Source organism: Psychrobacillus sp. FSL K6-1415 (assembly GCF_038003185.1).
Lineage (GTDB): Bacteria > Bacillota > Bacilli > Bacillales_A > Planococcaceae > Psychrobacillus > Psychrobacillus psychrodurans.
In genome coordinates this window covers 3,925,555-3,938,041 of sequence record NZ_JBBOOQ010000001.1, presented here as the reverse complement: position 1 = coordinate 3,938,041, position 12,487 = coordinate 3,925,555, and the positions used below count along the sequence as shown (strand labels likewise).

The 12,487-nt window shown below is 34.7% G+C and carries 16 protein-coding genes; 9 read left to right on the top strand and 7 right to left on the bottom strand.

What is annotated here, in order from left to right; translation table 11 throughout:
* Positions 1 to 40: 40 nt before the first annotated feature.
* Entirely contained in the window at positions 41 to 706 is a 666-nt protein-coding gene (gene yeiL, locus MKY60_RS19365; protein ID WP_093496258.1) for a transcriptional regulator YeiL, read from the bottom strand.
* A 101-nt stretch (positions 707 to 807) separates the two neighbouring features.
* Between yeiL and MKY60_RS19360 the strand changes: the two genes are divergently transcribed.
* From MKY60_RS19360 to MKY60_RS19350, 3 genes are all read left to right on the top strand, one after another.
* Positions 808 to 1,959 (top strand): MFS transporter, encoded by a 1,152-nt coding sequence (locus tag MKY60_RS19360; protein WP_093496306.1) that lies wholly within the window; start codon positions 808 to 810, stop codon positions 1,957 to 1,959.
* 129 nt (positions 1,960 to 2,088) lie between these two features.
* A complete protein-coding gene (locus MKY60_RS19355; protein ID WP_093496259.1) occupies positions 2,089 to 2,721 on the top strand; it encodes an FMN-dependent NADH-azoreductase in 633 nt (210 codons plus the stop codon).
* Positions 2,722 to 2,873: 152 nt separating this feature from the next.
* On the top strand, positions 2,874 to 4,481 hold the full coding sequence (locus MKY60_RS19350; RefSeq protein WP_093496260.1) for a thiamine pyrophosphate-binding protein: 1,608 nt from the start codon (positions 2,874 to 2,876) through the stop codon (positions 4,479 to 4,481).
* Between the two features lie 247 nt (positions 4,482 to 4,728).
* Here the strand turns inward: MKY60_RS19350 and MKY60_RS19345 are convergent, their stop codons facing one another.
* Positions 4,729 to 4,878, bottom strand: coding sequence for a hypothetical protein (locus MKY60_RS19345; protein WP_241598121.1), 150 nt, complete (start codon positions 4,876 to 4,878; stop codon positions 4,729 to 4,731).
* A 156-nt stretch (positions 4,879 to 5,034) separates the two neighbouring features.
* On the opposite strand from MKY60_RS19345, the gene MKY60_RS19340 reads away from it, so the two are divergent.
* Positions 5,035 to 5,376 carry a zinc ribbon domain-containing protein YjdM gene (locus MKY60_RS19340; protein ID WP_093496261.1) on the top strand — a complete coding sequence of 114 codons (342 nt, stop codon included), beginning with the start codon at positions 5,035 to 5,037 and terminating at the stop codon, positions 5,374 to 5,376.
* 23 nt (positions 5,377 to 5,399) lie between these two features.
* Positions 5,400 to 5,705 carry a DUF3817 domain-containing protein gene (locus MKY60_RS19335; protein ID WP_093496262.1) on the top strand — a complete coding sequence of 102 codons (306 nt, stop codon included), beginning with the start codon at positions 5,400 to 5,402 and terminating at the stop codon, positions 5,703 to 5,705.
* Between the two features lie 330 nt (positions 5,706 to 6,035).
* On the opposite strand, the gene MKY60_RS19330 is transcribed toward MKY60_RS19335, so the two are convergent.
* From MKY60_RS19330 to MKY60_RS19320, 3 genes are all read right to left on the bottom strand, one after another.
* Positions 6,036 to 6,488: a GNAT family N-acetyltransferase gene (locus tag MKY60_RS19330; RefSeq protein ID WP_093496263.1), complete on the bottom strand. Its 453-nt coding sequence runs from the start codon at positions 6,486 to 6,488 to the stop codon at positions 6,036 to 6,038.
* Between the two features lie 34 nt (positions 6,489 to 6,522).
* Positions 6,523 to 7,122 (bottom strand): GNAT family N-acetyltransferase, encoded by a 600-nt coding sequence (locus tag MKY60_RS19325; RefSeq protein ID WP_269915825.1) that lies wholly within the window; start codon positions 7,120 to 7,122, stop codon positions 6,523 to 6,525.
* A gap of 451 nt (positions 7,123 to 7,573) precedes the next feature.
* Complete coding sequence (locus tag MKY60_RS19320; RefSeq protein ID WP_090565842.1) at positions 7,574 to 7,912, bottom strand: winged helix-turn-helix transcriptional regulator; 339 nt, start codon at positions 7,910 to 7,912, stop codon at positions 7,574 to 7,576.
* Positions 7,913 to 8,019: 107 nt separating this feature from the next.
* Between MKY60_RS19320 and MKY60_RS19315 the strand changes: the two genes are divergently transcribed.
* The 4 genes from MKY60_RS19315 to MKY60_RS19300 all read left to right on the top strand — a co-directional run bounded on the left by MKY60_RS19315 (position 8,020) and on the right by MKY60_RS19300 (position 10,779).
* Entirely contained in the window at positions 8,020 to 8,403 is a 384-nt protein-coding gene (locus tag MKY60_RS19315) for a RidA family protein (protein ID WP_090565843.1), read from the top strand.
* A gap of 296 nt (positions 8,404 to 8,699) precedes the next feature.
* Positions 8,700 to 9,269, top strand: a complete 570-nt coding sequence (locus tag MKY60_RS19310) for a YdeI/OmpD-associated family protein (RefSeq protein WP_090565845.1) — start codon at positions 8,700 to 8,702, stop codon at positions 9,267 to 9,269.
* A gap of 21 nt (positions 9,270 to 9,290) precedes the next feature.
* Positions 9,291 to 10,205, top strand: a complete 915-nt coding sequence (locus tag MKY60_RS19305; RefSeq protein ID WP_093496265.1) for a helix-turn-helix transcriptional regulator — start codon at positions 9,291 to 9,293, stop codon at positions 10,203 to 10,205.
* Positions 10,206 to 10,278: 73 nt separating this feature from the next.
* Entirely contained in the window at positions 10,279 to 10,779 is a 501-nt protein-coding gene (locus MKY60_RS19300; RefSeq protein ID WP_093496266.1) for a DinB family protein, read from the top strand.
* Between the two features lie 189 nt (positions 10,780 to 10,968).
* Here the strand turns inward: MKY60_RS19300 and MKY60_RS19295 are convergent, their stop codons facing one another.
* A complete protein-coding gene (locus tag MKY60_RS19295; RefSeq protein ID WP_245402425.1) occupies positions 10,969 to 11,499 on the bottom strand; it encodes a GNAT family N-acetyltransferase in 531 nt (176 codons plus the stop codon).
* A gap of 93 nt (positions 11,500 to 11,592) precedes the next feature.
* Entirely contained in the window at positions 11,593 to 12,372 is a 780-nt protein-coding gene (locus MKY60_RS19290; protein ID WP_340930935.1) for an ABC transporter substrate-binding protein, read from the bottom strand.
* Positions 12,373 to 12,487 lie beyond the last annotated feature (115 nt).

Here is a 12,487-nt window from a genome sequence, read left to right as displayed (position 1 = left end):
ACGGTTAGTAAATCTTTTCAAGGTGTTTTAATGATGGATATTATTTAATTTCGTCGGCTAATGCTTGAAGCTTTTCTTTACTTTTTATTTTGTAGCCCATTTTTGTTTTTTCTATAATTCCTGCGTCGGCTAATTGGGCGAATGTATGAAGTAAATGGCGGTATGATACACCAAAATAATCGCTAATTTCCGTATGCTTTTCCTTATAGATGTCGTGGTGTGAGGACAAAAGTATAAATTCTGCTAGTTTGTTTTCAAGTGGATATGCTTGATGTTTAGTATATTTGGCAGAGTGTACCGTTGATTTATTGCTCAAAAATATACATAAATACTTTAGGAAGTGTGCATCTGCTAATAACTTTTCTTTACATTTTTCTATAGCAATACCAATACAAATGGACCTTGAGCTAGTTTGAATGCTTTTGGAATATTTTTCTTCATTTAACAGTTCAATTTCTCCCATAAATATAGGTGGAGTTAAAAAGTTTATCAACGAGACCTTTCCGTTTTTGTGGGTTACATAGAGTTTTGCTTTGCCTTCCACCATATAAAAGAGATATTCAGGTTCTGCTCCTTCTTGAATGATAAAATCACCTTTATCGAATTCAAAAACTTCTATGTAGGGAGAAATATCAAAGGAGAAAAATGATTGAATGGTATTGTGTTCAATATAATATAATTGCTGTTGTCCTTCTATTCTTTTCAAAATTACTCATCCTCCTTTGATAAATAATATGAGATATCTCCTATTATTATAATTTGACTCATGCTATCATTCAATCTAGCAATTGGAGGGATCAGAAGATGATAAATAATCAACGATGGCTTTCACAGAGCTTCTTTGTCTTCTTTTTTACATGGGGAATCTTTTTACCATACTGGACTGGCTGGTTAGTGCAAGCTAAGAATTTAACTGTAGCTGATGCAAGTATGATTATGGCATTTGGATTAGTAGCACGTGCGGTAGCGACAATGTTTGTATTTCCACTTATGTCAAAATATATGAGCAATAAAAAAATAATTATTACTTTTACTATGTTAGCCTTATGTGCAGCTGTTTTCTATATACCAGCTACTTCTAGAGTTTCTTTATTACTAATCACGATATTATTTAGTTTAGTGTATCCGACATTGATGCCAGCAATCGAAAGTGGAGCTTCATCACTTGTCCAACAAGGAAAGGTACATTACGGTAAAAGTCGTTCTTATGGATCGATTGGGTTTGTTATTGCGGTTCTTATAATAAGTATGTTAACGGGCTTTTGGGGAGAGCAGGCGATTCTATGGAGTATGATTATAGGCTTAATATTACTATTGATCAAACAGTTCATGCCGACTCCAGGACCATTGCTTACAAAGCCCTCTATAGAAGATAGAAGGCAAAAACTATCTATGAAGGAATTGTGGAAAGTAAAAACATTTCCGGTTGTTCTCATTGTAGTATTTTTACTTCAAGGTGCGCACGCGGCTTACTATAATTATGGATATATATATTTGCAGGAGTTAGATGTTAATGCTTTCTATATTGGTATGATTATTAATATAGCAGTTATTTTTGAGATTTTGTATTTCATGAAGGCAGATAACTTTTTGACTAAATGGCGTCCATCCTCCTTATTTTTATTGGCGGGAGCTGGGTCTACACTTCGTTGGGTATTAATCTTTTTATTTCCTAATGTAGGTATATTTATTATTTCACAAGCGTTGCATGCCTTGTCTTTCGGGATGGCTCATATTGCTTTTATTCGTTATTTAACGATTTCTTTGCCAAAAGAGCAAATTCCAAATGCACAGGGTATATATTCGGGATTGGCATTAAGCTTAAGCACAGCAATATTAACTTTTGTTGGGGGCTATCTATATGAAATTCAGCCAGGATTAGCTTTTCTTGGGATGATTATTTGTACTGTTCCAGCAATTATTCTTATACTAATATCACGTAAAAATTTAAGATATTAAGCGTAATGAATTGTGAAAAGTTCGTGACAATCATGGAATAATTATTCGCTTCGAATTCAAAATAATTGAAAGTAGCATAATATATCTGTTATCATAACCAATGTAATAACAACATTGGAGGAATTAATCGTGAATATTTTAGTAGTTAAAGCAAATAACCGTCCTTCTGCAGAAGGTATTTCTAGCAGAATGTATGATACATTTATGGGAAATTTAGAAGGTGCAAACGTAACAACTTATGATGTGTTTGCAGAAGACATGCCTTTTATCGGACAAGATCTTTTTAATGCATTTGGTAAATTATCAGAGGGTTTAGAGTTAACAGATTTAGAAGCTCGTTTAATCGCTGCTAAACAAAAAGCAATGGACGCGGTAACTGCTGCTGACGTAGTAGTATTTGCATTCCCGTTATGGAATTTAACAATTCCAGCACCGTTGCAAGTGTTTATCGACTATATTTATCAAGCTGGCTTCTCTTTCAAATATGACGAGAATGGTCAAGCAGTTCAATTATTGACTGACAAAAAAGCAGTTATCTTAAATGCTCGTGGCGGTATTTATTCTTCACCAGAAGCAGCACCAATGGAAATGGCGGTAAACTACATGAAAAATGTATTAGGTGGCGTTTTTGGTATGCAAATCGTGGATGAAGTAGTAATCGAAGGGCATAATGCTATGCCCGCACAAGCAGATGCAATCGTAGCAGAAGGCTTAGAAAAAGTTAAAGCCGCTGCTGCCAAACTATCTAAACAACTAGTATAACTATTATTAATAGACGTTCATGGAGTCTTTTACGAGACTTTATGAACGTTTTTTTTTTGCCCTAAGAATCTAGCTACTCTATGTTACGTTTATATTATTTGAATCAAGGGAATCACTTTGTTAAACAATACATAAAGGAGAGGTTAGTTTTTATGGGAAAAACAGTTGCTGAAGTAATATTGGATCAGTTGTCTTACTATGGAGTTAAGCGTATTTATGGTGTCACGGGAGATACAATCATTGGATTATTAGATGCATTAGCTAAGCAGGATAAGATTCAATTTATTGCAGTGAAACATGAATCAGTTGCAGCCTTTATGGCTTCTGCAGAGGCAAAGCTGACAGGAAAGCTTGCTGTTTGTACATCAACAATGGGACCGGGAGCAACAAACCTTCTTAATGGCTTAGGGGATGCCTATGCAGATAAGGCCCCAGTACTAGCGTTAACAGGTCAAGCGCCTTTAAATAAAATTGGAACCGACTTCCAACAATATGTAGATCAGCAAGAACTCTTCAAACCATTTGCTACTTATTCGGCTAATTTAGCAAGTGAAGATGCAATTGTAGAATTACTACAAAAAGCTACTCAAATTTCTTTGCAACAACGAGCGGTTACTCATTTGTCTATACCTAAGGATTTATTTGAAAAAGAAACGCAGGTGGAGGCTCGACCACTTCCAAAAGTAATTGAGGGAGCAGAGACATTCCAAAGTGAGGATTTGACAGAAGTGGCATCCCTGATGAAAACGGCAAAGTCCCCAATGATTTTAGCTGGCGCAGGTGCTTGGAAAGCCAATGAGGCAGTAATTAGCTTATCCAAGTTATGGGGAGCAGGCATTATTACAAGCTTCGGTGGGAAAGGACTTTTTGAGGAAACAACTCCGTATCTTCTCCAAGGAATTGGTGAAGGAGGAAATCCTCATGCCTCAGAAGCTTTTAAAGAGGCAGATGTTGTACTTCTTGCAGGTGTCTCCTGGTGGCCAGAAGGCTATGTTCCAGAGAAAGCTAGGATTATTCAGATTGATACACATATAGAAAGTGCTTCAAGTGGTATTCCTGTAGAAATAGCTATTAAAGGTAAAACAGAGCAAGTTATTCCACTTCTTCAAAAAGCTATTACTGGATATGAACCGAATACCGAATGGCTTAATCGTATCGAACAAATAAAAACAAAATGGGCAAATGAAAACGAACAAGAAGGGGAAATCACCGACTATCCTCTACATCCTTCGCGTATTGTTCGAGCTATAGAGCGGTCAGTTGCAGAAGACGCCATACTAACAATAGACACTGGAGATGTGACAGTCTGGATGAATCGTAATTTCCGCCAAAGCAAGCAAACTATCCTGTTTTCTGGTTATTGGCGTTCAATGGGCTTTGGATTACCTGCAGCAATCGCAGCGAAAATGGAGAAGCCAGATAAACAGGTCGTTGCTATCGTAGGAGACGGTGGTCTCGAAATGACACTTGCAGACTTGTTAACGGCGACGCGTTACAACTTAGATATTACAGTTATTGTGTTTAATAATGGTGCTTTGCAGATGGAAAGCGATAAAATACAAGCAGCAGGATTAAAGGAAGAAGGGACCGACCTAACGAATCCTGACTTTGTAAAAGTAGCAGAAGCTTGCAGTTGGACAGCTTTTGGAGTCAAAGAAGAGGGAGAGTTAGAATCTGCTATCCAGAACGCAATTAGAACAGCAGGACCAAGTTTAGTGAATGTATTAACTGCGCAAGCATTCTTTCCGGAAACGGAATAAAAAGTATTGGATTAGATTGATATGCATACAGATTAATAAATATTTTCCATATAAAAAGCGATATCTCCATTAAACATTTAATGGAGATATCGCTTTATCCCTCGAGTTACTTTAGGTTTTCGGGCCACGCGATGCGGGTCAGTCGATGTGACACTAAGTCACGAATTTAGACTGACTTACCCTCTGTAAGGTACGCCTTTAACTGAACCTTTCCATTGTATATCGATCGGTACTTCTAATTTTTGAATTAAAACATTGGAAATACATATGAGATTAAGAACCAAAGGACACCAAAGAATATTATTAAGTATGCGGCATATTTGATGAAAGTGGCACCAACCATTCCAGAATCTGTTCTTTCTTCGCGGCGCACTTCTACGCGTTTCTCTTCTTCCATTTTAGTTCACTCCTGCCGTTATAGTCTTATAGTTTAGGTACCCATAGGAAGAATATAGTAAACATCTAGACACCTACTAGGGCCAGTAAGTGGTTGAATGGAGGCAAGCAATGCATTAGAATGGAGATTAATAGTGAATGGAGGAATAATAATATTATGGAAGCTTTACCAAATTGTCCGAAATGTAATTCAGAGTATACATATGAAGATGGAAGTAACTTTGTTTGTCCGGAATGTGCACACGAATGGTCGCAACAGTCAGTAGGCGATAGTAATGAGGAACAACAAATTGTAAAAGACTCTAATGGAAATGTCTTAAATGACGGGGATGCAGTAACGGTTATTAAAGACTTAAAGGTAAAGGGTAGTTCCTCTACATTGAAACAAGGTACGAAGGTAAAAAGTATCCGCTTAGTAGAAGGAGATCATAACATCGACTGTAAAATTGATGGGTTCGGTGCGATGAAACTAAAATCGGAATTTGTGAAAAAGATATAACTAAAGAATTGAGGGTGTAATATATGATTAAAACGACACTTGGACAATTAAGGATTGCCGGCATTTTAGATGGTATTTCCCTAGTAATCCTCCTATTTATAGCGATGCCATTAAAGTATTGGATGGATATACCAATGGCGGTTACAATAGCTGGCTCAGTACATGGTTTTATCTTTGTGTCGTATGTGCTTGTTATTTTATATGCACAAATTCGATTAAGATGGAATATTATTTGGTCTATGTTAGCTTTGGCAGTAGCATTTATTCCTTTTGGAAACTTTTTTTATGACTGGCAATTAAAAAAGATGGAAACGCGGTTCCAAAACTAAAAATATTCATGTCTGTAAGTCAAGAGATTCTAGTATTTTGAAGAATAAAATCTATCTAATAATCCTGCTGAACTACATTATAGAAGGGTGCTTTCCACAGGGTAAGCGGTGAGCCTACAAATCACTGTGAAAGTCTTACTACGGAACGAAAGATAAGAGCGCAACTCCGTGTGGCAACGGCTGCGACTTACATCTTGTTGGTCAGCGCTGTACCCTTCTCATGCCAACTTCAGATAACAAATTGAATAATTAAATGTACTAAGAGAAGTATTTCTTGGCTCATTTTCTACCTATCTCTTCTACTAAAGAACAAGTTAATTGAATAACACTTTAGTTTTTGAACTCCATAAAGTGACTTGAATTTAGATAAAGTTTTCCTTTTGAGAATCCAATAGAAGAATAAAATTCATCAGCCTGTTCGGAATCAGTGTGAAGCACCAAAATTTTATAATAACCTTTTGCTTCGTCAATTATCCTTTTTAACAATAGACTCCCTATACCAATTCTCCTATACTCTTTGCTGACATAAAATCTTCTCAGTCTGCCAATATGTGGTTCATTAGAAAATGGGTCTTTATTTAATCCACCAATAGCAACAAGTATATCTTCTTCGTTAAATACACCAAATAAACCTTCTCCAAAATGGTTAAAAGTATTCCTACCATTTTTATAATCTATTATTAATCTTTCTACAAAACGAAAGCCTTCACCTTTGCTTTGATTTACTAAACTATCCAAATCAACATTCAATAGATTATATATATGTTTTACCTCATATTTCATATAATTCCTCACTAATAGCGCAATTCCTGTTCAACTATTTTGTTCTCATGCTTTTTTCTATTATCAGCTGTTTTACTTTTACCCAATCATCATCGGTAATTGAGTATATAACTGCATTTCTAATATATCCGTTTTCAAGAATTCTTTCTTTCCTTAAGATACCTTCTTTAGTAGCTCCTAAGCGTTTGATAGCTTTTTGAGAACGGATATTTCTCTCATCTGTCTTAAATTGTACTCTTATCATCTTTAATTCCTCGAAACAATATTTGAGTAGTAGGTACTTACACTCCAAATTGACAAAAGTCCCTAAAAAGTTACCTGCATACCAAGTTGCTCCTATTTCACATGACTTCTGACTTAGGTTGATATCATAAATACTTGTACTTCCTATAATTTCATTTGTTTCTTTTAAAACAACCACAAACGGTAATGCTGTCATTTGATTGCGAAGTAGAATTTTTTTTGACACATGTTTTTCCATTTCAGTTTCCGAATTAATTGCACCAAACATATAAGTCCAAACTTCAGGGTAGCTAATAGAAAATAAATATTTTGCATTCTCTTGTTGTAAAGGCCTGAGTATGATGCTTTCACTCTCTAAGACAGGTGGTTCAGCAAACAATAACTGACTCAAATAGGTTCCCTCCTTCATAGAACATAATTTCACTAAAATAGTCTCCTTTATACTTTTATTTCAACAAATGTTATAACGATTCCTTCTTCAAAAAGGCACCTTATTTCATGAATCGTGTAAAAGTAAGTGAAACACGGTTATAACAATAATATGATTAAAATATCAATTAGGATTTTGAACTGCTGCTAGTTTTTATTGTGTTACAAAACTACGTTAAATTTTTCAATTAATATGCTAGATAGTTAGTTGTATTGATCATCGGATTATTTGTATATTGTTGAGGCAAAAGTTCATGGAGTTCATGCAATATGTCCAGATGATCATGTACTACTGAAAAGAGTTAGACTAACTAAAATTTTGGGTAAGTAAAAAAGCCCCATTAAAATAGAGCTCTCTCTTCTCATCACACTTATTAAGGAGTTAAAAACTTAAACAGCTAAATAAATGGAAGTTAATTATTGCTGTTTTTTTCTCCCCATTCACATAACTGTTCCAAAACAGGTAATAGAGTAGTTGCTTTATGTGTGAGACTGTACTCAACTTTAGGAGGGATTTGAGGATACTCCTTCCGTAAAACCATCCCGTCTGCTTCCAACTCTTTAAGTTGTGAACTTAACGTTTTAAAGGTAATAGCTCCTATTATTCTTTTCATTTCATTAAAACGAACAGGTTGTTTTTCTGCTAGTAGGTAGAGGATGAGCATTTTCCATTTACCACCAATCACTGATAATGTATATCCAAAAGGCGTTTCCTGGATATTCCCCTTTTCTTTATAATCAGCCATACTCATGTTGACACTATCCTTTCTGACAGTAGCTACCAAAAATGTGCGTACTATTTATTTGTTTCTGTTCATTCTATACTTAATTTACTTTAAAATAAAGGAGAGAAAAAGTAATGGCTAATGTTAAAACCTACAACCACAATCTTTGGGATCATGGAATTACCCAAGGATACAGCGTCAACGACACTATTTACATTTCAGGACAATTTTCCCACAATCAGGAGGGGGTGTTCGTAGGCGAAGGTGACATAGAAGCACAGGCACGACAAACCCTTGAAAATCTCGACCGTGTACTGGAGGGATTTGGTGTAACGAAGTCAAACATTGCATATGTTGAACTCTATCTAACAAATCCTCAAGAGCATTTCGAGCAAGTCATTGGACTGTTTAAGGAATATATAGGAGAGCATCGTCCAGCCGGCAGCTGTATCGGCGTGACTTACTTGGCGTTCCCAGAGCAACTGATTGAGGTAAGAGCTGTCGCGCACACCGATTAAGTAAACTAAATCTTACATTAAAGGTAGCAACTTGATTGAACCGAACACCGAATAGTGTACACTTGTAGAAAAGTGGATCTATTCGGTGTTTTTGTATTTCTATTGTGCTAAGTTATTATTAAAAAATATTTAAACACCGATTATAATCATGGAACAGAACCCTCTCCCATTTCCAACTAAACTGTGGGCGTTAGTGAAATCAGGATAAGACCCGTAGTCATTTTGTATTTCTAATAAACTAAGCAAAACAGTTATACTTGGTACAAATATTTTGTTTAGAAAGGATGAGTATAAAAATGGAAATTAATAATTTAATTAGAATTAAGACAAGGTCGGATTTAAGAGTTTGGTTTGAGGAAAATTCAAAAACAGAATTTTTTTGTTGGGTAATAGTAAGTATGAATGAACAATCAGAAGTCATCCAGTATTTAGATGCAGTTGAAGAAGCACTATGTTTTGGATGGATTGATGGCATAAAGAAGAAAATATCAGATACTGAACTAGCCCAAAGGCTTTCCCCAAGAAAGCAAAAAAGTAATTGGACACAATTAAATTTAGAAAGGGTAAGGAGATTAGATAAATTAGGCTGGATGAAAGAAGAAGGACTGAGAATTCTCCCTGATATGAGACTTGAATCTTTTACTATAGATAAAGATATTGAAACTCGTTTGAAAGAAGATGACCAGTTATATGAGAACTTCATTAATTTTCCTGAACTATACAGGAGGATTAGAATTGATACAATACAAAGCAATAGAAATGAACCTGAAGTCTTTAATAAAAGATTGGATAAGTTTATTGAAAATACTAGAGAAAATAAAATGTACGGTCAATGGAATGACAATGGTCGCTTGATCAATTATTGAGGAAAGGATAGGAAAAGAGAATTGAAGTTAGAGCGTTTGATATCAATTGTATTTAAGCTATTACATAATGAAGTTTTGTCCGCATCTAGTTTAGCTAATGAATTTCAAGTATCATCGCGGACAATTTACAGAGACATCGAAGCTATTTGTGCGGCTGGAATACCAGTTGTTTCATACCAAGGTACTAACGGTGGATTCGGTATAATAGAAGGTTATAAATTTGATAAAAGCTTAATTGGTTCTTATGACGTATTGAATCTTATAACAGTGTTAAGTAGTTTGTTAAGTATTTTTGAAGACAAGGAAGTTGAACAAACGATAGATAGATTAAAACTATTAGATACAAATAGCAGCAATAAGACTTTATTGGTTGACTTGGAAAGCAATAGGACAGAACCAAACTCATTAATAGATCTAAGGAATGCTATAAATGATCAAAGGGTGATCAGGTTTGATTATGTAAGTAATAAAAATGAACTTACATCACGACAATTAGAACCTATTCACCTTCACTATAAGTTTCGTAACTGGTATTTATATGGCTATTGCAGAGAACGTCATAATTATAGAGAATTCAGAGTATCGCGTATGATGAGTATAACTCTAACAAAAGAAAACTTTCTACAAAATCATGAAATTAAAGATGAATTGTCTTATTCAAATAATAATATAGATGGGTTTGAAGATGTAGTAATCTGGGTAAATCCTAACTCCTTAGCAGAAGTATTAGACCAATTCCAGAATTCCTCAAAAGTCATTAACGGGGATGGAAGTATGACATTTACATTTTCTGTTTATAAACCTCTACATGCTGGGTGGCTTAAATCTATTCTTTTAAGCTTTGGAAGTGGAGCTAAAATTATAAAACCTGTGGAACTGCAATCAATTATAATAGATGAGGCAAAAAAATTAATAAAAGTTTATCAAGATGTATGACAAGCTGCTGTCATATATCTTTTTTTATAATAAACAAGTACCAAGTTTAAAACAAAAAAGGAGTAGAGGTTAAATGCATCATGCAAACAATATGTATAATTACCATATTTGGGCTAATAAGGTGTTACTAGAAAGAGTAAAAGAATTACCAAGCAATGTCCTATATGAAGAGGTTAGCAGTTCCTATCCAAATATTGCTCAAACTTTTAGTCACATCTATGTGGTAGACGTTATGTGGTTACAAGTGCTTAAAGGGTTTGACATGAAAGAAGCATTAGAAGCTTCTATAGCTTTATTAGAAAAGACTAATCTATTTTCTGTAGATGAATTTGTAGAGTCATTTGAAGAACTGGCATCTCAGTATGAAAAATGGATGAATAGTCAAAAAGATTTGGAACAAAAAATTAATTTGAATAATCCATGGTCAGGTGCTAGAGAAACTGCTTACTCAGAAATTTTGTTTCATGTTACTAATCATGGTACTTATCACCGAGGTAACATAACAACTATGTTAAGACAACAGGGGTACGCTTCTACAATGAATGACTTGTCTTTATATTGGTATCAGAGTTAGGTCAACTAGCCCTATAGTTTAACAAGCTAAATACAAAAAAGTCGGTTCCTTATCGTACAGGAATACGACTTTTTCAGCTTAAACTTCCCTTAATGTACAAAATTTACGAAATGTTCGGCACTCCAGTTAGATGTCTCATATATATATGGTCATTTAGCAATAAAAGTCCCTCGTTACTTAAAAATATAATCATAATTGATATTCAATCAACCAACAATCCTGATATACTCCTTCGTGTAACTCGTTCTTAGGAAGTATTTTAACTTTTTTAAAACCACATTTCTGATAGCATTTTATAGCCCTTGCATTTCTTATTTGAGGGTCCATAATTACTCGGTCAGCCTTTTTATGTTCGATTAAAAATTTAACCATTGATGTAACAAGGAATGTTCCAATCCCTCTATTCCAATACTCTACTTCACCTATAAATTGATCTGTACCATAAATATTTTCGTCAAAATATCCATATTCTTTTTTCGTTTCATCATCCAAAAGATAGAATTGAATATATCCTATTTCGTTACCATCAAATTCTACAATGCATTTAAATTCATCATCTTCGGAATCATAAAAGACTTTATTAACTTTATCTAAATCAAAAGGATTGTCTCTGCCTTCATAAAATTCAAGAACTGACGGGTTCGAAAGCCATCTTGCTAACAGGTAATTATCCTTTTTTTCTAATTTACGAACTTTTAAATTCCCATTTTGAAACAACAAAATAATCCCCACTCTCAATTTAAAAGTCTTTTTAAATTAATTCGTTTTCCTTCAATGAGTTTTATACTATCCTGAAAGCTCTAGGGATTGCTCTTAGTTATTCACTAATTCTGCTAGATACTCTCCAGCCACAAGCATTCTAGAGCCGTACCAAAACATTTCACCATCGACTAATATTATTTCTGTATTTGGGAGAAATGCTTGAAACTCAGCTAAATGCTTTTGTTGAAATGGGAATGGTTCAGAGGCAAGAAAAAGTTTATCCAGATTGGCATTTGTAAGCTGTTCATTTGTTACTGTAGGATATCTCGATTCTTCATTTGTAAAAGGATTTTCAAAGCCCATTACTTGTAGTACGTCATTTATGTAAGTTGTACCACCAACGACCATATAAGGTTTTCGCCAAATAACATATGCAGCTTTACCGTTCTCTCTACTTTTTATAGACTGAAAAGATTTTTGACAGGCTGTTAGGAGAAGTTTTGCAGTCATTGTAGTTGCTGTAACTTCACCTAATGTAGTAATAAATCTATAAGCATTCTGTATGGATTTTACCTCTAACACAAAAACAGGTGCTATTTTTTCAAGTTCCAGTACTATTTCTTCTGTATTTTCCTCTTTTTCAGCAAAAATAAGATCCGGTTGAATCTTTTTGACTTTCTCAAAATTGATCTCTTTCGTTCCTCCAACAATCTGCACCTGGTCAACTATCCCTTTAGGGAATATACAATATTTCGTCCGGCCAACAATTTCCTTTTCTAACCCTAATGAGAAAAGTGTTTCGGTAATAGCAGGGCATATGGAAATAATACGTTTAGGCGACTCAGGGAGAACTACTTTTCTACCAAGGTGATCTGTTAATTCGTATGTCATTGTGTTCCTCCTTTTACTATTCCTCTAAGTAATTAGTTCGTTGAAAGTAAAGAGTTCTCCTTTACATTTCAATAAGATAATATATACAAAAAGAAAACCAAGGCATTCCACTGGA